This window comes from Bacillus sp. SIMBA_031 (assembly GCF_046535225.1).
Lineage (GTDB): Bacteria > Bacillota > Bacilli > Bacillales > Bacillaceae > Bacillus > Bacillus velezensis.
Window position 1 is genome coordinate 392,137 of record NZ_JAWRXC010000002.1, and the last position, 24,944, is coordinate 417,080.

Below are 24,944 nucleotides of genomic sequence, written 5' to 3' on the forward strand. Positions count from 1 at the left end.
TCAATTCCCTCCCAACCGGTATAATACGTCATTCCATTTCAGCTCTTTTTTCAGCTCATGTATTTCGGTATTGCGGGAAATAAAGATACTTTCAATGCCTGCCATCTCAGCCCAGTCAAGCATCTGTTCAGCCGTAAGCCGGAAGGACATACAGGTATGATGGGCGCCTCCCGCCAAAATCCATGCTTCCGCAGCTGTTTTCAGCGATGGCTCCGGCTTCCACAGCACCCGCGCCACAGGGAGATTCGGCATATCATGATCAATTTCCCTGCCTTCCGCTTCATTCAGAATGAGACGGAATCGCCCGCCGATATCAATGATGCTGGCGATGATGGCTGAACCGCCGATTCCGTTAAAGACCAACCGGGCCGGATCTTCCTTCCCTCCGATTGAGAGAGGATGGACTTCGATTTTCGGCTGATCAAGGGCGATTGTCGGACATACTTCAAGCATATGTGATCCGAGAATCATCGCACGCCCCGGTTCAAAATGGTACGTATAATCTTCCATGAAGGAGGTTTGTTCTCCGTCCGCCATTATTTTCATCATTCGCACAAGGGCAGCCGTTTTCCAATCGCCTTCGCCGGCAAATCCGTACCCTTTTTCCATGAGACGCTGAACGGCAAGACCCGGAAGCTGCTTCATTCCGTGCAAAACTTCAAACGAGGTCGAAAACGCTGTATATCCGCCCCGTTCGAGAAAGGCCGTTAATCCGAGTTCAATTTTCGCCTGTTCTTTAATGGAAGCAACTTTTGCTTCATCCCGTTTTGTTTCGTCGCTGATGACATACAAGTTGTCGTATTCCTCATAAAGCGCCTCAATTTCTGCGTCGGTGACGTTGTTCATCACCTCGGTAAGATCGCCGATTCCGTACCCGTCAACCTGCCAGCCGAATTGAATGTGGGCGCCGACTTTGTCTCCGTCAGTAACCGCCACATTCCGCATATTATCGCCGAACCGGGCTACTTTAATATTCCTGCTTTCATTCCAAGCGGCAGCCGTGTTCATCCATTGCGAAATGTCATGTTTGACTTCCTCATCATCCCAATAGCCTGCGATGACTTTTCTCGTCTGCCCCATTCTTGACTGGATATATCCGTATTCCCGGTCTCCGTGAGCGGATTGGTTGCTGTTCATAAAGTCCATATCAATCGTTTCCCACGGGATGTCGCGATGATACTGGGTATGCAGATGAAGCATCGGCTTTTGAAAAGCGGAAAGACCTTCAATCCACATTTTCGCAGGGGAAAATGTATGCATCCACGTCACGACCCCGGCACAGTTTTCTTGATACTGCGCTTCCCGCAAAACCTCTCTGATTGTTTCAGATGACGTGACAACCGGTTTATGCCTGATCTTGTATCTTGATGACACCCCGCTGAGGCCGTCACATATTCCCTTTGCGTGTTTATCGACAAGCTGCAGCGTTTCCTCTCCGTATAAGTGCTGGCTTCCCGTTACAAACCAAAATTCATATTCTTTGTTCTGAAGCACATTCATTTCCCCTTCCCATCAAAATAAAGCGCTTGCATTTTTTAAAAAATATACGTACGAATATAAACTACAAAACTTTAATCCTTTTATTTGTACGAACAATTTTATTATAGTTAAGGAGGAATCAAACTGTCAATCTTTTATTGCAAGTAAAAAAGCCGGACACACATGCCCGGCTGCTCGATTAATAGGAAGGCCAGCCTGAACTCCAATCGATATCATTGATGAGCATCTTCGGAATTCCGCTGTTTTCGGCATCATACGCATGACGCACTAAAATATTCCCGTTCACAATGTCTTGACCGCCCGGGCCTTTCCAGCGGTCATTACCGGAGTCAAGAATCGTCCCTCCGCCTTCTGACATGCTTTTCCCGCTTTTATCGAGATATGGGCCGGTGATGCTTTTGCTTCTTCCATAAGCGATTTTGTACGTACTATTCACGCCTGAACAGCATTTATCAAACGACACCATTAAGTAATAGTAGCCGTTCTGGTAGGTGATGGCCGGCGCTTCCAAAGCTCCGCCGTTATTCGGTCTGGCAGCGATGGAATGAAGTGATCCCGTCGGTTTCATTGTATTTTTATCAAGCTTTGTCAGCTTAATGCCGCTCCAAAAAGAACCGAAGGCAAGCCAAGGGTTTCCGTCTTTATCAATTGTCAGCTCCGGATCAATTGCATTGTAGTTATTGGCGCTTGTTGAACGGATGACGAGCCCTTCGTCCTTCCAGTTTCCCGAACTGAGACTTGCAGATGATGAAAGACCGATCGCGGAGGTATTTTTGCCGAATGAAGAAACGGCATAATACAGCCAATACTTTCCGTTAAAATATTGAACATCGGGGGCCCATTGATTCAGCCCGTAATTCGGCACATAATTGCCCCACCATGACAGCGGAGAAGTAAAGATTGATTTCTGAACGGTCCATACGCCGCCGCTGCCCGCCTTTAAGACGCGAAGCCCCCTCTCCCCTTCCAAACCGGTTCCGAAAGCGTACCACGTGTTTCCTTCCTTCGCCATTGTCGGATCGTGAAGCAATTCATTTGATGCCCCCCAAAACGCGGCAGATGCCGGAGATGAAGACATCATCAGCAGCCCGGCTGTAACGGCTGCGCACGAAAAGCGGATCATGCGTCTGAATCTGTTTTTCATTTGTAAACCCTCCCTTTTTTAAAGCGCTTTCAAAAACGTGTTGTCAGATTTTTCTATGTCTTCTCTTATTGTAGACGCAGGGTTCATATTTGTACAGACAAAAAAAGAATCTGCTTAAAAAAGCAGATTCTTCCGTATCTTTATTGATAAGTAATACGGTCAACCGTTTCCCGATCTAATTTTTTAATCACTTCTGTGATCAATTTTACCGTATTCTCATAATCATCCCGATGCAAAATAGCGGCATGAGTGTGAATGTAGCGCGTCGCGATCGTAATGGACAGCGCCGGCACTCCGTTTGCGGTTAAGTGAATGGAACCTGAATCCGTGCCCCCTCCGGCAATGGAATCGAACTGATACGGAATTCCCGCTTCTTCCGCCGTGTTCACGACAAGGTCGCGCAGCCCTTTGTGAGATACCATTGACGCGTCATACAGAATAATTTGCGGCCCTTCACCGATTTTGCTTTGCGCCTCTTTTTCAGAAATTCCCGGTGTATCTCCGGCAATTCCGACATCCACACCGAACGCGATATCAGGCTGGATCGTATGTGCTGCTGTTTTCGCCCCGCGCAGCCCGACTTCTTCTTGAACGGTTCCGACCCCGTATACTTCATTGGGGTGATCACTGTTTTTCAGATTTTTTAATACATCGATGGCAATCGCACAGCCGATACGGTTGTCCCATGCTTTCGCCAATAAATGCTTTTCATTGTTCATCACTGTAAATTCAAAATACGGCACAATCTGGTCACCCGGAAGAACGCCCCATTCCATTGCCTCTTCACGGCTGGACGCCCCGATATCGATGAACATCTCTTTAATATCGGCGGCTTTTTTTCTGGCGTCAGGAGGCAGAATGTGAGGCGGTTTCGAACCGATGATCCCCGTGATGTCCCCTTTTTTTGTCACGACGGTGACGCGCTGGGCCAGCATGACCTGAGACCACCAGCCGCCGACGGTTTGAAAGCGGAGAAAGCCTTTATCAGTGATTTGCGTCACCATAAAACCGACTTCGTCTAAATGCCCTGAGATCATGATTTTCGGACCGTTTTCTTTGCCGGTTTTTTTGGCGATTAAGCTTCCCAGCCGGTCTGTTGTGACATCATCGGCAAATGGTTCTATGTATGATTTCATCACTTGTCTGACTTCTCTCTCATTTCCCGGTATCCCTTTTGCATCCGTTAACGCTTTCAGCATGGTGAGCGTTTCATCTAATTTTGTCATCAATAAACCTCCTTTTTTTCACTACCCTTCTTATTATACAAAACCAATGCTGAAGCATACGATTAATTCGCCTGAAAAACGGGTAAATGTTTTTATCTATTTCTTTTAAAAAAATGAAACCTTTTGTTTTGTTTTTCGTATTACATCAGATCATGACAAAGGTGAGGAGGTGCCTTCACACATATGGCCATTACAGTATTGAGGATTGTCTTGCTTGCACTTCTTATTTATTTTATTTACATGTGCGTCAAATTCTACGCAAACCCGAAAAGAAGGCTCAGACTGGCGCAATCAAAAGAGAATTTTTATTTTATTGACGAACAGAAAAACACGCGAAAAAATCTCCAGCTTACTTATAAAGGAGTGCTCTTTGAAGGAGAAAAGCATATCCCTTCCAAAGATCATCCGCTGTTTATCCATACAATATTTGTATGGACCGAAAATCCGGAAAAGCTGAACCGCTTTTCTGCAGGTGATTTTGAAGAAGTCGAAAAAAAGGTATTGGAGCGGTATCCGAATTGCAAGATTGATTGGGACCAGCCCATCAAAAAAGCGAAAAAAGCAGGCGAGCGATAAGCTCTCCTGCTTTTTATGTTTTATACATCAAATACATCATCACAAGGGCGGTTTCAGTGAGAAAAAGCAGCGGCACCCCGCATAAAAAGGATTTGTGTTTCGTCTTATGCCTGAAGGTGCGCATGCCGATCCATACGCCGAGTGAGCCGAACATGGCGGCTGTGAGCCATATTCGTTTCTCTGATATTCTCCACCGGTGCGCCTTTGCTCTTCTTTTATCAGCGCCCATGATCCAAAAGCCGTATCCGTTTATCAATACGGCGTAAATGAAGAGAGCCATTGATTGTCACCCTTTACGTAAAAAAACCGCTCCCGGAAAGAGAGCGGCTTTTTCAACTTACTTGTCTAACTGAGCTTTAGCAGCATCAGCAAGCTGATTGAAAGCAGTAAGATCGTTTACAGCAAGATCAGCAAGCATTTTGCGGTTTACTTCGATGCCTGAAAGCTTAAGACCGTGCATTAAACGGCTGTAAGAAAGACCGTTCATACGAGCAGCTGCGTTGATACGAGTGATCCAAAGCTTACGGAAGTCACGTTTTTTCTGACGACGGTCACGGAAAGCGTAGTTTCCAGATTTCATGACCTGCTGGTTTGCTACTTTGTATAATCTATGTTTTGAACCGAAATAACCTTTTGCTAATTTAAGAACCTTTTTACGACGCTGACGCGACACAGTTCCGCCTTTTACTCTTGGCATTATATTTCCCTCCTAATTGTTCCTTGTCCGATTACTTGATGTTGGCAAGCTGTTGTTTGATGCGTTTGAAGTCTCCTGCGCTCACAATAGCACCCTTGCGAAGCTTACGCTTTTGCTTTTGGGATTTGTTGGCGAATAAGTGACTTGTGTATGCATGAGAACGTTTTAACTTCCCAGAACCTGTCTTTTTAAAACGTTTAGCAGATCCGCGGTGAGTTTTCATTTTTGGCATGGGATTTCCTCCTTATTGCTTTTCGTTTTTCGGCGCGAGCATTAAGAACATGCTGCGGCCGTCCATTTTTGGTTTTGTTTCGACTGTCGCAACTTCCGCACATGCTTCAGAGAAACGGTCCAATACGCGCTGGCCGATTTCTTTATGAGTGATTGCGCGCCCTTTAAAGCGGATAGAAGCTTTCACTTTATCGCCTTTTTCAAGGAATTTAATCGCATTGCGCAATTTCGTGTTAAAGTCATGCTCATCGATCGTCGGACTTAATCTAACTTCTTTTAAGTTAATGATTTTTTGATTTTTGCGTGCTTCTTTGTCCTTTTTCTGCTGCTCGAATCTGAACTTACCGTAGTCCATGATGCGGCAGACAGGCGGTTTTGCATTTGCTGCAACTAACACAAGGTCAAGATTTGCGCGGCCGGCGATTTCAAGTGCTTCCTGACGGGACTTGATGCCGAGCTGATCGCCATTTTGTCCGATCAGACGAACTTCACGTGCACGGATACCCTCATTAACCAATTGATCTTTGCTAATAATGAGCCACCTCCATAGTTTCTTCGAATTGATTCACAACGCTTTTTGACTGCATTCTGCAGGCAAACAAAAAGTGCGGGCATGACAACACACCCACACTACGAACATCTGCATAAATAAAAATGTACGGTCAACCTGCCAACTACATGAATGTGTCAATCAGGTGAGAAGCGGGTGCCTCTGCTTGTGATTTATATTCAATTCAATAACTATTCTACACAATACCGGATCATTAGTCAAGAATGACTTCTCCGGATCAACTTTTTCATTTTAACACGATGCCAGTGTGAGCGCAAGGAAAAATGTGAAATTTCGTTCTTTGCCGCCCGCAGATGCTGCCGGACAATAAAAAACCCGGGTCTATGACCCGGGTTTATCCTCCGATGAGCTGAACGAATACCGGAATGACCAGCACCGTCACCACTCCCACGACGACAACCGCGATACTTGCCATTGCCGCTTCTACTTCCCCCATCTCAATACCGACCGCAACACCGAGTGCGTGTCCTGATGTGCCGAGAGCCAGTCCCTTAGAGATTGGGTGCTTTACTTTAAACAGTTTTAAGAATAAAGCGCCCAGAGCATAGACGATAACGGCGTTGAAAATAACGGCGAAAGCGGTGATATCGGTGATGCCGCCGATTCCTTTTGACAGCGGAAGGGCAATTGCCGTTGTCGCCGCCTGCGGAAGCATGCTTTTCATAACGGCCGCGTCAAGATGAATGCCTTTTGCGATCAAATAGACAATCGTCACTGAGCAGATAGAGCCGACAATGATAGAAGACATGATCTGCCACCAGTATTTTTTCAGTTTGTCACGCTGTTTGTATAAAGGGATGGCAAAAGCGATCGTCGCGGGCTCCAGGAAGAATTTAATAATGTCTCCTCCGCTTTTATAATCTTCATATGAAAAACCGCCGAGCTTCAGAAAAAGGATTCCAAGCACCATCGCGACAAACAGCGGGGTGAAGAGGAAAAAGCCTCTCGTTTTTTTAAATAAATACGTGCCGATGCCAAAGGCCGCAAGTGAAACGACAATACCGAAATATGGACTCATCCGATTTCCCTCCTAATGCTGCACAAGTTCTTTTTCCTGATTGGAACGGCGCACCGTTTGTTTTTCAGGAGCAGTCTTCTGACGTTTTTGGCTGACAGACAAGATCAGCTGAGAAAAAAGGCCCGTCGCCCCTAACAGAATGATGGTGGCGAGTAAGATGACGAGTGCGATCTGCACGCCGTACTGCTGCATGACGCCAAGTGAATTCATCACGGAGATGCCCGACGGGACAAATAAAAATCCGATCAGTGACGTTAATGATGTTCCCAGCGTTTCTACTTGTTCAAGCTTAATCACTTTCAGGCATAAGAGGACAAATAATAACACCAAACCTACTACGGAAGCGGGTATAGGAATGGGGACAATCGCTGCAGTCCCATTAGATATGAGCATAATTACGGCAAAAATAAATGCTTGTGTCAGAAATCCGTACACTTTTTTCGCACTCATTTTCTTCACCTCTTTCTCTTTGTTAGGTCCATTATAAAAGAGAAATCGATTTTTAAAGCGCTTTCATAATAAACGGCTGAATATTCATTCTGAAATGCAAAAAACGGCTGCTGAAATGCAAAAGCCGCCTCATATAATATGAAGCAGCTTTTTTAAGTCCTTGGCGTATGTACGGCTGACGGGAATTTTAGAGCCGTCTTTTAAGATAAGATTGTACGTCGAATTAAACCAAGGATGAATTTCCGTAATATGCTCCGTATTCACGATGAACGCGCGGTGCACTCTCAAGAAACCCGTCTCAGGCAGTTTTTTCTCAATGACAGCCAAAGTTTCATGAACGGAATAAGACGCGGCAAACGTTTTGACGGAAACGTGCCCGTCTTCCATGCCGGCGAAAATAATGTCCTTCGTATCTAAAATGACAATAGATTCACCGGCTGATACAGCCAGTTTATGCGCTCCGGCTGCGGACGGCTGCTCTGAGACGGCACCTGCCCTGTCCTGCTTCACTCTTTTAAACTTTCTGATCGTCTGGCGCACTCTTTCTTCATCAAAAGGCTTTGTTAAATAATCGAGCGCGTCGACTTCAAAGGCTTTTAAAGCAAATTGGTCATACGCCGTCGCAAAAACGACGGCCGGCGGATTTTTCATGTTTTTCAGCCGTTTGGCAATGTCAAATCCGTTTTCTCCTGACAAATCAACGTCCAAAAACAGCAGATCCGGTTTTTGATCCATCATACTGTCAAAAGCGGATTCAATATTTTCTGCTTCGTTTATGTCACTTACTTCATTCGTCCGTTTCAGCAAATAAGCTAATTCATCTCTTGCCAGCATTTCATCATCAACGATTAACACCTTCAGCATGTTCTTCTCCTTTAGTCATCAGTTTCAAAGGCAGCTCAAATGATACGTCCGTACCTTTGCCGGCCTCACTTTCCAATCGCAGGGCTGCTTTGGGGCCGAATAGCCCGATCAGCCGCTGATTTAAATTGTAAAGCGCGGTTCCCGTCCCTTCTTTAGACGGGAGCGGACGGTTTCCGAGCACGGACAGCAATTCCGGATCAATTCCCCGCCCGTTATCTCCAACCCGCATTAAAACCGACTGACCGGCGGATACCACGCTGACATTGACGGCACAGCTGTCCTGCTTTCTTGAAAATGCATGGCGGAGCGCATTTTCGACGAGGATCTGCAGCACAAAAGGAGGAATTTCGATGTCCTCCAAACCGCGTTCGATTTCAAGGCTGATTTTATATTTCCCGGGAAAACGGGCCTGCTCCAATGATAAATATGCCTGCAGATGGTTTAGTTCTTTAGAAAGCGGGATGAGCAGCTGCCTTGCCCCCTGCAGATTGGAACGGAAATAGACGCTGAGCTGCAGCAGAAGCTTTCGGGTTTTTTCCACATCCGTACGGCAAAGAGCAGAAATCGTATTGATCGCATTAAACAGAAAATGCGGATTGACCTGTGCCTGAAGCGCCTTTATTTCTGCGTCTTTCAGCAATTTGCTCTGCAGTTCCGCCTCGCCGAGTTCAAGCTGGGTGGAAAACAGCATGGCGAGTCCTTCTGCAAGCTCTTCTTCAACCCGGCTTAAACCTGACGGGCTTTTAAAGTACATTTTCAGCGTCCCGATCGTTTTGCCGTTTGACGTCAGCGGCAATACAATCGCCGCATGCAGCGGACAAGGATCATGCGTGCATTCAATTTCTTCCTTTGATGTCGCTTTCATAATATGACCCGTTTTAATGACGCGCTTTGACAATCCGGTGATCAGGCTTTCAGTAGGAATATGATGGTCGGCACCCGCGCCGACGTGCGCCAAAATCTTTTCGTTATCCGTAAGCGATACCGCGTCCGTTCCTGTTTGCCTGTGAATGATGGCGGCGACGCTTTTGCATGAGCTTTCATTCAGCCCCTGGCGGAAAAACGGAAGCGTCTGATCGGCAATCATCAGCACCCTATGGGTTTCAAGGGCTCTCGCCCGTTCTTCCTTCCTGATAATCGACTGAATGATCGAAAGAAAAATAAAAGTCCCTGACCCGTTTACCAATATCATCGGGATGCCGATGATGCTCACAAGCGTCCAAGCATCAGAAAACGGCTTGGCCATCAAGAGGATGAGCAGCATTTGCAGCGATTCCATCCCGAGTCCGACAAGCGCGGCCACCCGCGGTGTCGGCATCGCATAGCGTTTTCTGAAATACCGTCCGATCCAGCCGGACAAAATGCCCGCTAAAACGGATGAGACGGCACAGCTGACTGCGGTCGCGCCGCCGAGTGATAAACGATGCAGGCCGGCCAGTATGCCGACGCCGATCCCCACATACGGGCCGCCTAAGAGTCCGCCGATTTCAACGCCCATAATTCTTGTATTGGCAATTGAACCGGACGGATTAATTTGAAACACCCAGTCATTATTCATGATTGTATTCCGCTGAATTTCTATTCCCGTATAGTTGCTGATGATACTGAACAGCGAGAAAATTGAAATCAGCACCGCTTTGCCTTTATAGCTCTCAGGCTGCTGGAGCGCCTGTCTGAACAATCTGGTATGAGCCAGAACAAATCCCAATATGACGATAATTCCGACTCTTTCCAGCATCATGATGATCAAATGCAGCATACTTTTCACCTGTTCTTTCAAATTTTATTTTATCACGTTTCAGAGCCTGAGACAGAATCTGACACAAACCTGCCTGTTTTTTTCAAATCATCTGAAAACAAATCTTTCACAGTCTATATATCTATTGTAGAATAAACGGGAGCCTTGCGGCAGAGAGTTTCAGAATATAACAAAGAGGAGAAGATCATGAAAGCCGTATTTTTTGATTTGGACGATACACTGTTATGGGATGAAAAAAGCGTCAGAACAACATTCAGGGAAACATGTTTACAAGCGAAAAAAAAATATGGCCTTGACCCGCATACATTTGAAGAGGCGGTTCGGAAAGCGGCACGGGAATTGTATATGTCATACGAAACCTATCCTTATACGGTCATGATCGGCATTAATCCGTTTGAAGGATTGTGGGCGAATTTTTCCGAGCCGGTCAGCGAAGGATTTAAACAGCTGAATCGGATTGCGCCGGAATACAGACGAAACGCCTGGACGAACGGCTTAAAAAGCGTCGGTATAGACGATGCGGCTTACGGCGAATATTTGGCGGAGTTTTTCGCGGCGGAACGCAGACAGCGTCCGTACGTGTATGATGAAACGTTTGCAGTGCTTGATAAGCTGAAAGGTGTTTATGAATTGCTTCTGCTGACAAACGGCGACCCCAGCCTGCAGAAAGAAAAACTCGCCGGCGTTCCTGAGCTCGCGCCTTATTTTAATGAAATCGTCATCTCAGGCGCTTTCGGAAAAGGGAAACCCGACGCCTCCATATTCGAACATTGCCTCGGCCTCCTGAACCTGAAAAAAGAAGACGCCATTATGGTCGGAGATAACCTCAATACTGATATATTGGGAGCGAAACGGGCAGGCATTACGACAGTCTGGATAAACCGGACGCAAAAGAAAAATGATACGGACATTGCCCCTGATTACGTGATCAGCGATCTTCACGAGCTGTTTGCGATTATAGAGAAACAAAAAGAAAGATAATGTTATACGCAAAAAAACCCCATTCTGAATGAACGGGGTTTTTTGTATTTCCGGTTATTTTTTCGCTTCGGCTACAGCCTTTTTCACAAAATCGTCCAATGAGACGGTTTCTGATTTCTGCTCGCCGTATTTCCGGACGTTTACCGCGCCGTTTTCCGCTTCTTGGTCACCGACCACAAGCATGTACGGGATTTTTTGCATTTGCGCTTCACGGATTTTATAGCCGATTTTTTCGTCCCGGCTGTCAAGCTCGACACGCAGGCCTTCACGCTGCAGGCGCTCCTGCACTTTTTTCGCATAGTCAAGATGCACGGACGGTGATACAGGAATGACTTGGAATTGCACCGGCGCAAGCCATGTCGGAAGGGCGCCTTTGTGCTCTTCGATTAAGAAAGCAACGAAACGCTCCATCGTTGACACGACGCCGCGGTGAATAACGACAGGACGGTGCTGTTTACCGTCTTCCCCGACGTAAGTGAGATCAAAGCGTTCCGGAAGAAGGAAGTCAAGCTGTACAGTTGACAATGTCTCTTCTTTGCCGATCGCCGTTTTCACCTGTACGTCAAGCTTAGGGCCGTAAAACGCCGCTTCGCCTTCCGCTTCATAGTAGTCATGGCCGATTTCGTCCATTGCCGCCTTCAGCATGGATTGCGCTTTGTTCCACATCTCATCATCATCAAAATATTTTTCCGTGTCTTCAGGATCGCGGTAAGACAGGCGGAATGTGTAATCATTCAGGCCGAAGTCTTCGTATACGTCTTGAATCAAACGGACCGTGCGGATGAATTCTTCTTTAATCTGATCAGGGCGGACGAAAATGTGCGCGTCATTTAACGTCATGCCGCGTACGCGCTGAAGACCTGAAAGCGCCCCTGACATTTCATAACGATGCATCGTTCCCAGCTCTGCGATGCGGATCGGAAGCTCACGGTAGCTGTGAATGTCCTGCTTGTAAATCATCATATGGTGAGGACAGTTCATCGGACGGAGCACGAGTGTTTCATTGTCCATTTCCATCGGCGGGAACATGCCGTCCTGATAATGTTCCCAGTGACCTGATGTTTCGTACAGGTCTTTGCTTCCGAGAACAGGCGTATAGACGTGCTCATAACCGAGGCTCAGCTCTTTATCCACAATGTAGCGCTCGATCACGCGGCGGATGGTTGCGCCTTTCGGCAGCCAGAGCGGCAGGCCTTGTCCGACTTTTTGAGAGTTGGCGAACAATTTTAATTCTTTGCCCAGTTTTCGGTGGTCACGCTCTTTCGCTTCTTCAAGCATCCGCAAATGCTCTTTTAAGTCATCCTTTTTAAAGAAGGCCGTGCCGTAAATGCGCTGAAGCATTTGGTTTTTGCTGTCGCCGCGCCAGTATGCGCCCGCAAGGCTCAGCAGCTTAAATTCTTTAATTTTGCCTGTAGACGGCACGTGCACGCCGCGGCACAGGTCAAAAAATTCGCCCTGCTCATAAATGGAGACCGTTTCGTCTTCTGGGATGGCATCCAGCAGTTCAAGCTTCAGATTATCGCCGATTTCCGCAAACATGGCTTTTGCTTCATCACGGCTCACTTCTTTTCGGATAATCGGCAGATTTTCACCGACGATGCGTTTCATTTCTTTTTCAATCTTCGGAAGGTCATCCGGCGTCAGCGCCTGCTCCATTTCAACGTCATAATAGAACCCGTTTTCAATGACGGGGCCGACACCGAATTTCACATCTTTATAAATGCGTTTAATCGCCTGGGCCAATAAATGCGCCGTGCTGTGCCGCATGATGTTCAAACCTTCTTCTGTGCCTTCTGTAATGATTTCTACGGCACCATCCTCTTGAATCGGCGTTCTTAAATCAATTTCCTGTCCGTTCAGTTTTCCGGCTAAAGACTTTTTCTTTAATCCCGGGCTGATGGATGCCGCGATATCTTCTGTTGTTGTTCCTTTCGGAAATTCCTTTACCGCTCCGTCCGGAAATGTGATGTTGATCATATCTGACATCTTCGTCACTCCTTTTTTTATGCAAATCAAAAACCCCGCCCCCTATGAAAGGGACGAGGTTAAATAAACGGAATCGTGGTTCCACCCTTTTTTCCGCGCGGCCGATTGTTTCGGCACCTGCGGCTCTAAACTCTGTAACGGGAGTTCCCGTCAGCTATTACTGGCGCTTCTTCCGGCGTTCACAGCTGAAGTTCAAAGGCGGTAAAGACAATGATCCATAGCTGGAAAGCTTTCAGCCTGGGCTCTCCTCTCTTATAAAGCCGGTATCAATGCTTCATGTCCTTATCAATACGTGTAGCAATCATTAATCTTTTATGTATTATAAAATGTCTGCGAGAAAAATGCAACTCGGTTTTCCGTCTGATTTCGCACAGACAGCCCTGCCGCCTACACAAGGCCGTCCGTGCGGCTATCCTTCCGTCTTCTCGGCTGCAAACGCGCCCAGCGGAAAAAGGCGCACCCTCTCCTGAAACACGTTTTGAATCGTTCTGGACATCATATGCTCCGGTTTGTCCGTATACAGTTCTACCGTCTCAGGCGCAATGGAGATCAGCGGCGCAAGGAGATGGGAATCTATATACATCGGGTGCTCCCGGACAAACCGTCTGTCTATGTATTTTTTCTGTTCCCGTTCTGACAAATAGCGTAGCTCCCACAGCGTAAAAGCCCGGTCATGTACGATGCGGACTTTCTTCATCCGCGGCGGATTGGATGTCACATAATCTCTCAGAGACTGAATAAAGTTTTGATATTCCTGTTCCATCCGGTATTCATCTATCGCGGCCTCTGCGTATTCTCTGAGCCGCTCATAATACCTGCCGAGCCGGAACGTCTGAAACGAACGCACGGAAAAAACACCCGCATCAAGTGAAATCGTCCGGAGCGCATCTGAAATAAACTGTGTGCGCGGCTCTTTCTTCGGCTCGAACGGATGATCATCCAACTCTCCTTCCATAATGCTGTGTGCAAGCTGAAGGATTTGCTGCTGTTCATCCTGATCGGTGAAGCAGTATGCATCCTCAATAAGCGAAAGCATATGCTCGTCTTCTTTGCATTCCAAAAAAAACCTGACAAGTATCGGCTCAATAAAGCGCTGAACGCAAAAAGCCGTTTCAGACCTTGCGATTCCGACTTTTTTTGTGCCTTCACGGACAATAAAATGTCTCCGGTCGTCCGATTGCTGAATGAGATGTAAAAAAGCGGCGGTATCGTGGTCATCTTCAAAGATCACTTCAAGCATATTTGTCCCCCCTTACGGCATCTGTTACAAGTATATGGGGGATGTTTTTAAAATAGACGTAAAGGTTAGCTTTCACCGCCGAACAAATGGCGCACCTTCTTTTTAAATATAACGGGAAGCGATAAAAATACGATGTAAAGAAAGATCACGCAGAGTACGGTCAGCACATTGCCGGACATAAAGCTCGCGCCGAGCACATTCAGGACGATCGTCCCCGGAATGATGCCCGCTGCGGTCGCCAAAAAATACGTCATCGGCCTGACTTTCGATAGGCCTGCGGCATAGCTGATCACATCAAAGTTAACAGGCAGAATGCGCAGGATAAAAATATAAAAGAAGCCATTGGTTTTCATCTGCTTTTGAATGGCTTCCATTTTTCCATGACGGCTTTTCTCATTAAAGGCAAACAGCCCCGCCGCAAAAAATGACGCGGCGGCAGCGCCCATTGAGCCCGCCAGCGTATACACGGTGCCGAAAAACGGGCCGAACGCCAATCCTCCGGCGACGGAAACGATTGATACGGGAAACAGCACAAAAGGCCTGACGATGGAAATTCCGATAAACACAAGCGGCGCAAAAATACCGAACGATAATATCCACAGCCGGATCTCCTTAGGCGACAGATTCAGATATTTGCGGTTTGCCCACAGCAAAAGACCCGCTCCCGCCGCAGCCGCAGCCCAAGTGACAGCCTTCTTATTCCTCATTCCCTCAAATCCTTCCCATTGGACGCCGGCATCATGAACGGCGGCGGTTTTCCCCGTCAAGACGGACGGGCGAAGCCAAATATAAAATCCGCTCCATCAGTCTTGCCGCTTTTACTTCTTCCTTTTCTCCCCGCTGTGAATACGTAAAATGATGCTTCAGCTCGTCTGGTGAAAAATTAGACGAGAAGAAAGTGGGAAGCTGCTGGCTCATTCTGTGCTGAAGCACGGTGCCGATAACTTCATCCCTTACCCAGCTTGTCATTGACTCCGCTCCGATGTCATCAAGCATCAGTACGGGCGTGGTTTTCACCATATTCAGTTTCGCCTCCAACGACTGATCCTGGAGCGAGTTTTTCAGCTCTCTGACAAATTCGGGAACATATACGATCATTGATGAATACTCTTTTTCCGCCAGCTCGTTGGCAATGGCGGCTAAAATAAATGTCTTTCCGATTCCGAATTTTCCGTACAGATACAGCCCTTTGCCTTTTCCCGTTTCATTATAGCTCTTCAGAAAATCCGTCACATGCTGGAAGATGCCGACTCTGCTCGGATCGGTAATATCGATCTGCTGAAACGTCGCGCCGAGAAGATCCTGCTGAATATACATGCTCTTCATCAGGGACTTTTGCCTTTTCTGGCGGTCGAGCTTTCTCTTTTCCGGACATTCGTAATATTCAATATCGATGGAACGCCCGTTGATCACAAGCTTCGGATGATAGCCTTCAAGCAGGCTGTTCGTCCGGCTGTCTTTCGAACAGAAGGCGCACTGTTTGCTTTGCTGAACGAATTCGTACAGTTTATTTAACCCTCTGTCAATCATGCTTTGATTGATTACATCTTTCTGTTCCTTCAAAAAAGCCTGGACGTCTTCGTCAGCCATGACTTGCTGCTGCATTCGTTCCAGGCGTTTTTGAAAGTCAGGTCTTTTCGTCACGCCTTCTAAGGATCGGCTGATCGGTTCCATTCAATATCACCCCGCTTCTCTGTCTCAATAGGCAGAGTATTTTTTCAGTTTTTTCATTTCTTCCATCATTTTTTTCTTCTGTTCCTCAAGATCCTGCGCGGAAAGAGCCGGCTGTTCTTGTTTCTTCCCGGTTTCTTCTTCTTTCATCCAATCAGGGCGCTTTTCTTCCCGGACGGTTTTTTTGCCGCGCGCCGCGCCGTTTGTTTTGCCGTCCGCCCAATCAAGATATTGCCTGTGCTCTTCTATTGCCAGCTTCATTGCTTCCCGTACCGTTTTGACTTTCTTTCTGGCCCAGTGGGCGGCGATTTTTTGGATATAGTTTTTGGACAGCTTCATATCCGTTTTCAGCATGACATAATAAATCAGCACATTGGTGACGCCGGGCTCAAGCTTTTGTTCGAACATAATATCGGCGATAATCTGCAAGTCGGCTTTTGACGGCTCGGTCCCGTCCGCAATGTCCTGAAGAAGCTTTCTCGGTGATATGGTCTCAAGCTGTGCGATGAGTTCGCCGTTCAATGAATCGTCCTTTTCCGTCCGGTTTTCTCTCAAGGTGACAGGCTGTGTTTTATCAATCAGTTCCGGAAGCTTCCCGCTTCTTTCAATTTGGTACCAGTCGCTGGCCGCTTTCCTCAGCGCTTCGGCCGTTATCGTATCCTGTTCATTAATTGCGGTCATGACGACGTGCTGCATGGAGATAGGATCTATTCCGTATAAATATGAAAGCTTTTTAATGCTCTCCCGCACGTCCTGCGTGATTGATTTTCGCGGTATCATCGTTTCTGACAGTCCCGCCATGAAAAGCTCAAAATCAAACACTTCCTCCGTCACCGTATAGGAAGGCGCTTGTCCGACAGACGCCGTCTCATAGTCCTCGGAGAGCTTCATCGCCTCTTCCATATCAGGCGTCATTTTCCATTCACTCGGCTGAAAAGAGGCAAAGGCGTGATTAAACGGACGGGTAATTTCCCTTGCGCCCGCGCCGACGGAAGGATGCGTGTAAAATTGTCTCAGCTGCTGGTATTTCGTTTTACCGACTCTGTTATAAAGAAAGACATTCAGCATGCCGTCTTCAAAAAAATCATTCGGTCTGAGCGGGGGCAGCAGCTCATAAATAAACATCCGCTCTTTTTGCTCGGACTCCCGGATATACACTTTCAGCAGCCCGATCCCTTCAAGCTTTCCCTGTTCATGATGAATCTTTTTTAAATTTGACTGCATCATGCCCATCAGCTGCCTGTGCGTGGATTCCGCTCCCCACAAGCGGTTCTGCTCAAGCTCCCCCCATAAGGTCATATAAAGGGAGAATGCAAATGAACCGATCAGCGGCTGGTACAGATGTGTCAAAACCTGTCTGTCGACATCCTGAAGAAGCGAACGGCTTTTGACCGTATAAGGATCTACAGGCAATACGTCATTCCAATAGTCAGCCATGATTCTCAAACCTTCCGATATGTTTCTACTCTCATTTTACACCGTTTCTGCGATCTATCAAATGCCAATTTTGCTCATGAGAAAAGAGCCAGACACAATCTCTTAGCTCTCTCAGCGTTCTTTCTTTATTAAATCTTTCAATTCATCGATAAACACGTTTATATCCTTAAACTGCCGGTAGACGGAAGCAAAGCGGACATAAGACACCTCATCGATTTTCGCCAGACGGTCCATTACCATTTCTCCGACAAGTTCGCTTTTGACTTCAGATACACCTTGGTTTCTCAGCTCTTTTTCAATGTCAAAGCACATGTCTTCCAATGTTTTTAAAGGAACGGGCCTTTTTTCACAAGCTTTAATTAACCCGCGCAGCATTTTTTCACGGCTGAATTCTTCCCGGACGCCTTCTTTTTTCACGACGATCAGAGGCATCTCTTCAAACTTCTCAAATGTAGTGAAGCGGTAATGGCAGGCTTCGCATTCCCGCCTTCTGCGGATTGATTTCCCTTCGTCCGCAGGCCGTGAATCAAGTACGCGGGAACCGTTATGCTGGCATGAAGGACATTTCAAATTGGATCAGCTCCCATCTGTTTCGTTGCTGTAATGCGGTTCGCAAGCTCCCGGTAAATGCCCGCCAACGTTTCTAGGATGAGCCTATTTGTTGGGAGAGCCGATAGACCGGCCTTATCTTTTCTATTTTACAAAAAAAATGCTTAAAGAAAAAGCAATGCTGTTTTTTTACATTAGAAAAGGAGCATCAGCTTCAAAGCGCGTAATGGCTTTTTCAGCTTAGCTCCCTTGTGTTTGCGTTTTGAAAATTACAGTACTTTCGCTTGTGCCTGTTTAATCTGTACAGGCCCCATTCCTCTCGGTATTTCAATGTTTTCTCTTGTATCTGCATGTAATGCGTCCGCAATGTAATCCGCAGCCACATTAGGATCCAGGTCTCCACAAGTATAAACATCAATGCTTGCATATCCGTGTTCAGGAAAACTGTGAATCGTTAAATGTGACTCAGAGATGATAACGACTCCGCTTACGCCTTGCGGTGCAAATTTGTGAAATGCGACCTCGCGCACTTCAGCTCCTGATTTCAAAGCAGCATTTACAAACGTTTTTTCAATAAAATCCATGTCATTGAGCTTATCAAAATCGCATCCCCACAGCTCGGAGATGACGTGACGCCCCATTGTTTCCATAATCATGGACCCCCCTTAACAAGAATTAAAAAAGTGAATTTCCGAGAACTGACCCGGCCATTTACCACGGGGGAAAGTTAGTCCGGAGAGGTCCTAACCCTTTAAGTAATTCCGAAGCAGTCACGAGCAAGAAGTTCACGAAAGATAGTATACTGTGTTTAAGTTTATTTTGCAAGGTGTGTTTTTTGCGAATATGCCGTTAAGGGTTTTTTTCTAACAAATGTCCATGATCTTTAGTCTACACAGCTGACGGGTGTTTCATTCGCGCGGCGACATGACGGATAAGATCAACGACCCGGCAGGAATATCCCCATTCATTGTCATACCAGGCGAGCACCTTTACTTTTCGGTCTTCCATCACCATCGTTGTCAGTCCGTCGATGATCGCAGAGTGTGAATTCGTATTATAATCCGAAGAAACGAGCGGCTCATCCGAATAATCAAGAATTCCGTACATCGACGTTTTTGCGGCTCTTTGGAAAGCGGCGTTCACTTGCTCGGCCGACACATCTGTTTTCAGATCGCAGACAAGGTCCACTAATGACACATTCGGAACGGGAACACGCAAAGCAAGACCGTGAAGTTTTCCTTTCAAATGAGGCAGCACGAGCGACAGCGCTTTGGCGGCGCCTGTAGAAGTCGGAATGATGGATTCTCCGCACGCTCTCGCCCTCCGCAGATCTTTATGCGGATTGTCGATATTTTTTTGATCATTCGTGTAAGCGTGAACAGTCGTCATCAGGCCGCTTTCAATCCCGAATTCCTGATCAAGCACTTTGACGACCGGCGCAAGACAGTTTGTCGTGCAGGATGCATTTGAAATAATGACATGTTCATCGGGATTGAACTGCTCTTCATTTACTCCCATGACAATGGTAACGTCTTCATTTTTGCCCGGAGCCGTTAAAATAACTTTTTTCGCCCCTGCTTCAATATGGCTCATTGCTTTTTCTTTTGAATTAAATTTCCCCGTTGCCTCTACGACGATGTCTATTCCGCATTCTTTCCACGGAAGCTCTCTCGGGTCCCGGCGATTGAACAGCATAATATGTTTTCCGTTGACGATCAGGCTGTCGTCGGAGGTCTCAACTTCTTGATCGTATTTGCCGTGAATTGTGTCATACTTTATCAAATGAGCAAGCGTTTCCGGGGGATAGCTTGCATTAATGGCTGTTATTTGAATTTGATCATCTTCCATTGCTTTTCTGAACACCATTCTTCCGATTCTTCCAAACCCGTTGATTGCTACTTTTACCTTCATGCTCAGGTCACCCCTTTTTAATATGCCACTCTAATTTACCTTTATTTATATATAGTATAACACATTAAAAGAAATCCGCCAGTACAACTTGATAAAAATCCACCCTTATACCGATCAATATGTTGTTCAATCGGTTTTTTTGCATATAAAATGATCTTTCTTCCATAAAAAAAGCAGGATCAGCGTCTCAGGCTGCCTGCTTTTTTCTTATATTTGTCCCGGTTCTTTGAATTTGTCATTTAAAATACTGTCCTCTAAAACGGAAGACACCTCGCCGTACCGTTTAGCAATATGCATCGCGCCCCAGTCGCACAGCGCGTTTAAAATTCTTTCCAGACTGTGCCCGTATTCACTCAGCTCGTATTCCACTTTCGGCGGCACCTGATTGTATACGATCCGGTTGATGACGCCGTCAGCTTCCAGCTCCCGCAATTGCTGTGTCAGCATCTTCTGGGTGATGTCCGGCATAAGCCGTTTCAATTCGCTTGTCCGTTTTTTCCCGCGCATGAGGTGGCAGAGGATCACACACTTCCATTTTCCGCCGATCACTTCAAGGGCCGCTTCTACGGATATATTGTATTTTTTCTTCAGCAACGGTAATTCCTCCTCATCTATAGGAACTAAAAAGTGCCTATGGCACTTAAAAGTACGTTCTTTTCAATGACACTTCTATCGATCATAATGACATTTGCCGGCTGAAAAGGAATGTACTCTTATACTTATATCGTTTACCCGGCATCATTTCAACCATACATTATCGTTCAAGGAGGAAAACAGATGTCTTCACATCGCCAAAGCTATTTACCAGCGCTGCTGGCACTAGCCGTCAGCGCTTTTGCGATCGGCACAACCGAATTTATCAGCGTCGGGCTGCTGCCGCTTATATCTCAAGATCTGCATATACCTGTGACAACGGCGGGGCTTACCGTTTCCATGTATGCTCTGGGCGTGACATTCGGCGCGCCGGTTTTAACATCTCTCACATCCGGCATGTCACGGAAAACGCTGCTGCTCTGGGTGATGTTAATTTTCATCGCCGGAAATACACTCGCAGCGAGCGCTTCCTCAATCGGCGTCTTACTGGCGGCACGGGTTATTTCGGCGTTTTCCCACGGCATTTTCATGTCAATCGGGGCAACAATCGCCGCCAATATCGTGCCGGAGCATAAAAGAGCAAGCGCGATTTCCATTATGTTTACGGGGCTGACGGTGGCTACGGTGACCGGCGTTCCGTTCGGCACCTATCTCGGCCAGCAATTCGGATGGAGAATCGCATTTGCCGTCATTGTGGCGGTAGGAATCATCGCATTCCTCACAAACGCGCTTCTCGTTCCGTCACATTTGCGCAAAGGAACGAAAACCGCATTTTCCGAGCAGGTCAAACTCGTCACAAACGGCCGGTTATTGCTTTTATTTATTATTACCGCGTTAGGCTACGGCGGAACGTTTGTCGTGTTTACGTATTTATCTCCGCTTCTTCAGGAGGTAACCGGTTTCCAGAAAGAAACCGTCGCGGCCATCCTGCTCATTTACGGAATTGCGATTGCCATCGGAAACATGATTGGCGGCCGTTTATCAAACCGGAATCCGCTGAAAGCCTTGTTTTATATGTTCATTGTCCAGGCTGCTGTGCTGTTTGTTCTGACTTTTACCGCGCCGTTTAAAACAGCCGGGCTGATCACCATTATTTTCATGGGGCTGTTGGCGTTTATGAATGTGCCGGGGCTTCAGGTATATGTCGTGATGCTGAGTGAACGTTTTGCGCCAAGCGCCGTTGATACAGCATCAGCCTTAAATATCGCGGCATTCAATGCCGGAATCGCGATCGGCTCGTTTGCCGGCGGAATCATTACAGACTCAATCGGAATCATTCATACCGCTTGGATCGGGGCGCTGATGGTGCTCAGCGCCGTCGTATTAACCGGATGGAGCAGGAAGCTTGAAAAGCGGGATCGCACTGCCCTTGAAAGGAGGTGAGTTTTTCTTCAGCGCATTTTGATTGTTTCAACAGACAACTAATAGGAGGAATATATACATGACAACACATTTACAAGCAAAAGCAACATTGCATAACGGAGTAGAGATGCCTTGGTTCGGCATCGGCGTTTTCAAAGTAGAGGAAGGCGCGGAACTCGTCAACGCGGTGAAAACGGCATTGGTGCACGGCTATCGCAGCGTTGATACCGCCGCGATTTACGGAAATGAAGAAGGTGTCGGCGAAGGCATCCGCCAAGGGCTGCAAGAAGCGGGATTAAAACGTGAAGACATTTTTGTCACGTCAAAAGTATGGAATGCCGATTTAGGATATGAAGAAACGTTAAAAGCGTTTGACACAAGCTTAGAAAAACTCGGTTTAGATTATTTGGATTTATATTTGATTCATTGGCCTGTCGAAGGAAAGTACATCGATGCGTGGCGGGCGCTCGAAACCCTCTACAGGGATGGACGCATTAAGGCGATCGGGGTCAGCAATTTCCAAATTCACCATCTGAAACATCTCATGAAAGAAACGGAAATCAAGCCGATGATCAACCAGGTGGAGTACCACCCGCGTCTGACACAGAAAGAACTGCTTGCTTTCTGCACTGAACAAGGCATTCAGCTTGAAGCGTGGTCGCCATTGATGCAAGGGCAGCTGCTTGATCATCCCGTCTTACAGGAGATCGCTGAGAAGTACGGCAAATCAGCCGCTCAAGTGATTTTGCGCTGGGATTTGCAGAACGGTGTCATCACCATTCCGAAATCAACTAAAAAACATCGTATTGAAGAAAATGCAAATGTCTTTGATTTCGAACTGTCAGCTGACGATATGAAGCGGATTGATGATCTGAACGAAAATCTCCGTGTCGGTCCTGACCCTGACAATTTTGATTTTTAACCAGAAAAACACCGTTCGGCTTTCCGAACGGTGTTTGTTTATGCCCAGCCGCTCAATACTTCCTCAAGCTGGTGCTTTGTATATTCAAGACTGCCGCTGTTATCAATGACGGCGTCAGCTTTTTTTGTTTTGTCCGCTAAAGGCATTTGCGACGTTATCCGGCTCATCGCTTCTTCTTCTGTAAGGGAATTCCGCTCCATCAGCCGTTTGAGCTGAATGTCTGCCGGTACGGTGACGACGAGCACCTTGCCGACAAGATAATCAAGCCCGCTTTCATACAAAAGCGGTATATCCAAAACGACGAACTGCTCTTTTCGCGCAACGGCTTCATCCCGCTGTTTCAACATTTCCGCACGTACCGCCGGATGAACGATCTGATTCAGCTTCAGACGCTTCTGTTCGTCAGTGAAAACGATAGAACCGAGTTTTTTTCTGTCAATATCGCCATTTTCCAGCAGGATGTCTTTTCCGAATGCTTCCACAATTTGTCCGTAAGCCGGCATTCCTTTTTCCACCGCCTGTTTTGCGATGACATCCGCATCAATGACTGTTATTTTTTTGTCGATCAGCATACGCGCTACCGTGCTTTTGCCGCTTGCGATGCCTCCCGTTAAACCGATGACCAAGCTCAAAAAGCCCACTCCTTCTTACATTTTCCAAATCCCGATGATAATCAGCAGGACTCCCGGCAAAAATGTCATTTTATCTATCCAATTCCATCTTGAGAGCAAATGCCCCGCGTTTATGCCGAGTGAAACAAACAGCGAGCTCATCAGCCCGACAGTCACGCTCATCATAACCGGAGAAAAGCCGAGAATGGCCGCTCCCAGCCCGGCGCCAAACGCGTCAATGGATAAGGCGATACCGAGCAGAAGCGCCTCGACTCCGTTAATGGTTCCGGATTGATCAATATCGGCGCTGGTCGGTTTTTTCAAAATGTGAATGACGATGCCGAGCGATTTCACTTCAAGATTAAGTAGCGTTTTTTCATGCAATAAGTAATCCGGCTCTTTAGCCGGTTTGAAAAATTGCCAGATGACCCATGCCCCGATTCCGATTAAGATCAGCCCGCCCAGTTTTTCCGTGACGGATACGGGAAAAATCTTTGTCAGAAAATGGCCGATCAGCATGGATATAAACATCACAGAGGCTGAACAGCAAGCGATCACGGCAATCGCTTTGAACGGGATTTTCATTTTTCTCAAACCATACGTAAACCCGACTGAAAAACTGTCCAAGCTGACAGCAAAAGCCAAAAGCAGCAAAGAAACAATCTCCATATCCGTTTCTCCCTTTCTCTTGATCGGCAATTGTGACATATGCCTATTGGGTGAATCACAATATATATATGGAGAAAGGTCATCAACTGTGTTAGAAAAAAGTCATTCTGCTGCCGCCTGCTTGAACAGCTTCAGTTCATGATTTTTTTTGGCAGCGGGCGCAAAAATGCGTCCCTCTTCCGCCGACCACGATTTTAGAAATCATCGTGCCGCACGACTTGCACGGCTCATCCTTTTTGCCGTATACGTAATGTTTGAGCTGAAACATTCCGATTTCCCCTTGAGAATTGATATAAGACCGGACGGTGCTCCCGCCCGCGTCAATTGCTTCCTGAAGGGTGTCTTTAATTTCTGTATGAAGCGTTTTTATCTGCCCGTCTGACAGACTGTTCGCTTTTGTCTCAGGATGAATACGCGCCCGGAATAAAGCTTCATCGACATAAATATTGCCGAGGCCGACGACCGCTTTTTGATCGAGCAGGGCTGTTTTCACCGCGCGGTTCGTTTTTGCAAGCCGCTCTTTTAAATAAGCAGCGGTAAATGCTTTATCATCGGGTTCGGGCCCGAGCTGTGAAAGCGGTAATGCATTCAATTCCTCTCCCGGCGCAAACAAATGCATCGTGCCGAATTTCCGGACATCCCGGTAGCGGAGCTGTGTTCCGTCCGTCATGTGAAACACGACGTGCACATGTTTATCGTCAGGCTCATCGGCCTGATGAAGACCGTATTTCCCCTCCATCCGCAGGTGGGACACCATGACATAATGATCGAGGTGGAAAAGCAAAAACTTTCCCCTTCTTCCGATGGATCGGATTGTTTCTCCTGCAATCTGCCGCGCGAATTCCTCCGGCTCGGCGGGTTTTTTGATGATATTCGGCCATCTGATATCCGCCGATTCAATCGTTTTCCCCTTCACAAGACCGGTCAGAGTGCGCCGGACCGTTTCAACTTCTGGTAATTCCGGCACAATCATCA

The 24,944-nt window shown here is 46.9% G+C and carries 27 protein-coding genes and 1 other annotated feature; of the genes, 4 read left to right on the plus strand and 23 right to left on the minus strand.

Annotated elements, in window-relative coordinates:
- The 3 genes from araA to SB724_RS08825 form a co-directional block, all read right to left on the minus strand.
- A complete protein-coding gene (gene araA, locus SB724_RS08815; protein ID WP_224182107.1) occupies nt 1-1,494 on the minus strand; it encodes an L-arabinose isomerase in 1,494 nt (497 codons plus the stop codon).
- A gap of 184 nt (nt 1,495-1,678) precedes the next feature.
- Nucleotides 1,679-2,644, minus strand: a complete 966-nt coding sequence (gene abnA, locus SB724_RS08820; protein WP_410570816.1) for an arabinan endo-1,5-alpha-L-arabinosidase AbnA — start codon at nt 2,642-2,644, stop codon at nt 1,679-1,681.
- 140 nt (nt 2,645-2,784) lie between these two features.
- A complete protein-coding gene (locus SB724_RS08825; protein WP_007408096.1) occupies nt 2,785-3,870 on the minus strand; it encodes a M42 family metallopeptidase in 1,086 nt (361 codons plus the stop codon).
- Between the two features lie 183 nt (nt 3,871-4,053).
- Between SB724_RS08825 and SB724_RS08830 the strand changes: the two genes are divergently transcribed.
- Nucleotides 4,054-4,446: a hypothetical protein gene (locus SB724_RS08830; RefSeq protein ID WP_003152498.1), complete on the plus strand. Its 393-nt coding sequence runs from the start codon at nt 4,054-4,056 to the stop codon at nt 4,444-4,446.
- Nucleotides 4,447-4,459: 13 nt separating this feature from the next.
- Here SB724_RS08830 and SB724_RS08835 read toward each other — a convergent pair whose 3' ends face one another.
- From SB724_RS08835 to SB724_RS08870, 8 genes are all read right to left on the minus strand, one after another.
- Nucleotides 4,460-4,726, minus strand: coding sequence for a DUF1294 domain-containing protein (locus SB724_RS08835; protein ID WP_410570818.1), 267 nt, complete (start codon nt 4,724-4,726; stop codon nt 4,460-4,462).
- Nucleotides 4,727-4,783: 57 nt separating this feature from the next.
- Entirely contained in the window at nt 4,784-5,143 is a 360-nt protein-coding gene (rplT, locus tag SB724_RS08840) for a 50S ribosomal protein L20 (RefSeq protein ID WP_007613019.1), read from the minus strand.
- A 31-nt stretch (nt 5,144-5,174) separates the two neighbouring features.
- Nucleotides 5,175-5,375 (minus strand): 50S ribosomal protein L35, encoded by a 201-nt coding sequence (rpmI, locus tag SB724_RS08845; RefSeq protein WP_003152493.1) that lies wholly within the window; start codon nt 5,373-5,375, stop codon nt 5,175-5,177.
- Nucleotides 5,376-5,387: 12 nt separating this feature from the next.
- On the minus strand, nt 5,388-5,909 hold the full coding sequence (gene infC, locus SB724_RS08850; protein WP_071543361.1) for a translation initiation factor IF-3: 522 nt from the start codon (nt 5,907-5,909) through the stop codon (nt 5,388-5,390).
- Nucleotides 5,910-5,967: 58 nt separating this feature from the next.
- Nucleotides 5,968-6,098: a sequence feature (ribosomal protein L20 leader region), on the minus strand.
- Between the two features lie 181 nt (nt 6,099-6,279).
- Complete coding sequence (gene lrgB / locus SB724_RS08855) at nt 6,280-6,963, minus strand: antiholin-like protein LrgB (protein ID WP_007408093.1); 684 nt, start codon at nt 6,961-6,963, stop codon at nt 6,280-6,282.
- Between the two features lie 12 nt (nt 6,964-6,975).
- The gene (gene lrgA / locus SB724_RS08860; protein ID WP_410570821.1) at nt 6,976-7,413 is read right to left on the minus strand and encodes an antiholin-like murein hydrolase modulator LrgA; all 438 of its coding nucleotides are present in this window, start codon (nt 7,411-7,413) and stop codon (nt 6,976-6,978) included.
- A gap of 129 nt (nt 7,414-7,542) precedes the next feature.
- Entirely contained in the window at nt 7,543-8,277 is a 735-nt protein-coding gene (locus SB724_RS08865; RefSeq protein ID WP_007613024.1) for a LytR/AlgR family response regulator transcription factor, read from the minus strand.
- Nucleotides 8,255-10,036: a LytS/YhcK type 5TM receptor domain-containing protein gene (locus tag SB724_RS08870; RefSeq protein ID WP_410570823.1), complete on the minus strand. Its 1,782-nt coding sequence runs from the start codon at nt 10,034-10,036 to the stop codon at nt 8,255-8,257. The genes SB724_RS08865 and SB724_RS08870 overlap by 23 nt, the downstream gene beginning before the upstream one ends.
- Nucleotides 10,037-10,222: 186 nt before the next feature.
- Here SB724_RS08870 and SB724_RS08875 point away from each other — a divergent pair, with 186 nt between their 5' ends.
- The gene (locus tag SB724_RS08875) at nt 10,223-11,017 is read left to right on the plus strand and encodes an HAD family hydrolase (protein ID WP_410570825.1); all 795 of its coding nucleotides are present in this window, start codon (nt 10,223-10,225) and stop codon (nt 11,015-11,017) included.
- Nucleotides 11,018-11,071: 54 nt separating this feature from the next.
- Here SB724_RS08875 and thrS read toward each other — a convergent pair whose 3' ends face one another.
- The 9 genes from thrS to SB724_RS08920 all read right to left on the minus strand — a co-directional run bounded on the left by thrS (nt 11,072) and on the right by SB724_RS08920 (nt 20,405).
- Nucleotides 11,072-13,003 (minus strand): threonine--tRNA ligase, encoded by a 1,932-nt coding sequence (gene thrS / locus SB724_RS08880; protein ID WP_410570827.1) that lies wholly within the window; start codon nt 13,001-13,003, stop codon nt 11,072-11,074.
- Nucleotides 13,004-13,412: 409 nt separating this feature from the next.
- Nucleotides 13,413-14,243: a putative sporulation protein YtxC gene (ytxC, locus tag SB724_RS08885; protein WP_045208428.1), complete on the minus strand. Its 831-nt coding sequence runs from the start codon at nt 14,241-14,243 to the stop codon at nt 13,413-13,415.
- Between the two features lie 65 nt (nt 14,244-14,308).
- Entirely contained in the window at nt 14,309-14,950 is a 642-nt protein-coding gene (locus SB724_RS08890; RefSeq protein WP_410570829.1) for a TVP38/TMEM64 family protein, read from the minus strand.
- 31 nt (nt 14,951-14,981) lie between these two features.
- Nucleotides 14,982-15,917: a primosomal protein DnaI gene (dnaI, locus tag SB724_RS08895; RefSeq protein WP_012118157.1), complete on the minus strand. Its 936-nt coding sequence runs from the start codon at nt 15,915-15,917 to the stop codon at nt 14,982-14,984.
- A 24-nt stretch (nt 15,918-15,941) separates the two neighbouring features.
- Complete coding sequence (gene dnaB, locus SB724_RS08900; RefSeq protein ID WP_285979170.1) at nt 15,942-17,351, minus strand: replicative helicase loading/DNA remodeling protein DnaB; 1,410 nt, start codon at nt 17,349-17,351, stop codon at nt 15,942-15,944.
- Between the two features lie 111 nt (nt 17,352-17,462).
- Nucleotides 17,463-17,921, minus strand: coding sequence for a transcriptional regulator NrdR (gene nrdR / locus SB724_RS08905; protein WP_003152473.1), 459 nt, complete (start codon nt 17,919-17,921; stop codon nt 17,463-17,465).
- Between the two features lie 248 nt (nt 17,922-18,169).
- Nucleotides 18,170-18,550 carry an adenosylmethionine decarboxylase gene (speD, locus tag SB724_RS08910; protein ID WP_003152471.1) on the minus strand — a complete coding sequence of 127 codons (381 nt, stop codon included), beginning with the start codon at nt 18,548-18,550 and terminating at the stop codon, nt 18,170-18,172.
- Nucleotides 18,551-18,788: 238 nt separating this feature from the next.
- Nucleotides 18,789-19,811 carry a glyceraldehyde-3-phosphate dehydrogenase gene (locus SB724_RS08915; RefSeq protein WP_007408083.1) on the minus strand — a complete coding sequence of 341 codons (1,023 nt, stop codon included), beginning with the start codon at nt 19,809-19,811 and terminating at the stop codon, nt 18,789-18,791.
- 207 nt (nt 19,812-20,018) lie between these two features.
- The gene (locus tag SB724_RS08920) at nt 20,019-20,405 is read right to left on the minus strand and encodes a winged helix-turn-helix transcriptional regulator (RefSeq protein ID WP_003152469.1); all 387 of its coding nucleotides are present in this window, start codon (nt 20,403-20,405) and stop codon (nt 20,019-20,021) included.
- 183 nt (nt 20,406-20,588) lie between these two features.
- Here SB724_RS08920 and SB724_RS08925 point away from each other — a divergent pair, with 183 nt between their 5' ends.
- Together SB724_RS08925 and SB724_RS08930 are read left to right on the plus strand one after the other, a co-directional pair.
- Entirely contained in the window at nt 20,589-21,788 is a 1,200-nt protein-coding gene (locus SB724_RS08925; protein WP_014305559.1) for an MFS transporter, read from the plus strand.
- 58 nt (nt 21,789-21,846) lie between these two features.
- Nucleotides 21,847-22,689 (plus strand): aldo/keto reductase, encoded by an 843-nt coding sequence (locus SB724_RS08930; protein WP_003152464.1) that lies wholly within the window; start codon nt 21,847-21,849, stop codon nt 22,687-22,689.
- Between the two features lie 38 nt (nt 22,690-22,727).
- Here SB724_RS08930 and coaE read toward each other — a convergent pair whose 3' ends face one another.
- From coaE to mutM, 3 genes are all read right to left on the minus strand, one after another.
- On the minus strand, nt 22,728-23,321 hold the full coding sequence (gene coaE, locus SB724_RS08935; RefSeq protein ID WP_032873708.1) for a dephospho-CoA kinase: 594 nt from the start codon (nt 23,319-23,321) through the stop codon (nt 22,728-22,730).
- A 15-nt stretch (nt 23,322-23,336) separates the two neighbouring features.
- Nucleotides 23,337-23,969: a sporulation membrane protein YtaF gene (ytaF, locus tag SB724_RS08940; protein WP_003152461.1), complete on the minus strand. Its 633-nt coding sequence runs from the start codon at nt 23,967-23,969 to the stop codon at nt 23,337-23,339.
- Nucleotides 23,970-24,105: 136 nt separating this feature from the next.
- Complete coding sequence (gene mutM / locus SB724_RS08945) at nt 24,106-24,936, minus strand: DNA-formamidopyrimidine glycosylase (RefSeq protein ID WP_410570833.1); 831 nt, start codon at nt 24,934-24,936, stop codon at nt 24,106-24,108.
- Nucleotides 24,937-24,944 lie beyond the last annotated feature (8 nt).

Bases quoted from the DNA above. Each gene is read 5' to 3' on its own strand.
- abnA (WP_410570816.1), bottom strand. From the start codon at position 2,644: ATGAAAAACAGATTCAGACGCATGATCCGCTTTTCGTGCGCAGCCGTT.
- SB724_RS08825 (WP_007408096.1), bottom strand. From the start codon at position 3,870: ATGACAAAATTAGATGAAACGCTCACCATGCTGAAAGCGTTAACGGAT.
- SB724_RS08830 (WP_003152498.1), top strand. From the start codon at position 4,054: ATGGCCATTACAGTATTGAGGATTGTCTTGCTTGCACTTCTTATTTAT.
- SB724_RS08835 (WP_410570818.1), bottom strand. From the start codon at position 4,726: ATGGCTCTCTTCATTTACGCCGTATTGATAAACGGATACGGCTTTTGG.
- rplT (WP_007613019.1), bottom strand. From the start codon at position 5,143: ATGCCAAGAGTAAAAGGCGGAACTGTGTCGCGTCAGCGTCGTAAAAAG.
- rpmI (WP_003152493.1), bottom strand. From the start codon at position 5,375: ATGCCAAAAATGAAAACTCACCGCGGATCTGCTAAACGTTTTAAAAAG.
- lrgB (WP_007408093.1), bottom strand. From the start codon at position 6,963: ATGAGTCCATATTTCGGTATTGTCGTTTCACTTGCGGCCTTTGGCATC.
- lrgA (WP_410570821.1), bottom strand. From the start codon at position 7,413: ATGAGTGCGAAAAAAGTGTACGGATTTCTGACACAAGCATTTATTTTT.
- SB724_RS08865 (WP_007613024.1), bottom strand. From the start codon at position 8,277: ATGCTGAAGGTGTTAATCGTTGATGATGAAATGCTGGCAAGAGATGAA.
- SB724_RS08870 (WP_410570823.1), bottom strand. From the start codon at position 10,036: ATGCTGCATTTGATCATCATGATGCTGGAAAGAGTCGGAATTATCGTC.
- SB724_RS08875 (WP_410570825.1), top strand. From the start codon at position 10,223: ATGAAAGCCGTATTTTTTGATTTGGACGATACACTGTTATGGGATGAA.
- thrS (WP_410570827.1), bottom strand. From the start codon at position 13,003: ATGTCAGATATGATCAACATCACATTTCCGGACGGAGCGGTAAAGGAA.
- ytxC (WP_045208428.1), bottom strand. From the start codon at position 14,243: ATGCTTGAAGTGATCTTTGAAGATGACCACGATACCGCCGCTTTTTTA.
- SB724_RS08890 (WP_410570829.1), bottom strand. From the start codon at position 14,950: ATGAGGAATAAGAAGGCTGTCACTTGGGCTGCGGCTGCGGCGGGAGCG.
- dnaI (WP_012118157.1), bottom strand. From the start codon at position 15,917: ATGGAACCGATCAGCCGATCCTTAGAAGGCGTGACGAAAAGACCTGAC.
- dnaB (WP_285979170.1), bottom strand. From the start codon at position 17,351: ATGGCTGACTATTGGAATGACGTATTGCCTGTAGATCCTTATACGGTC.
- speD (WP_003152471.1), bottom strand. From the start codon at position 18,550: ATGGAAACAATGGGGCGTCACGTCATCTCCGAGCTGTGGGGATGCGAT.
- SB724_RS08915 (WP_007408083.1), bottom strand. From the start codon at position 19,811: ATGAAGGTAAAAGTAGCAATCAACGGGTTTGGAAGAATCGGAAGAATG.
- SB724_RS08925 (WP_014305559.1), top strand. From the start codon at position 20,589: ATGTCTTCACATCGCCAAAGCTATTTACCAGCGCTGCTGGCACTAGCC.
- SB724_RS08930 (WP_003152464.1), top strand. From the start codon at position 21,847: ATGACAACACATTTACAAGCAAAAGCAACATTGCATAACGGAGTAGAG.
- ytaF (WP_003152461.1), bottom strand. From the start codon at position 23,969: ATGGAGATTGTTTCTTTGCTGCTTTTGGCTTTTGCTGTCAGCTTGGAC.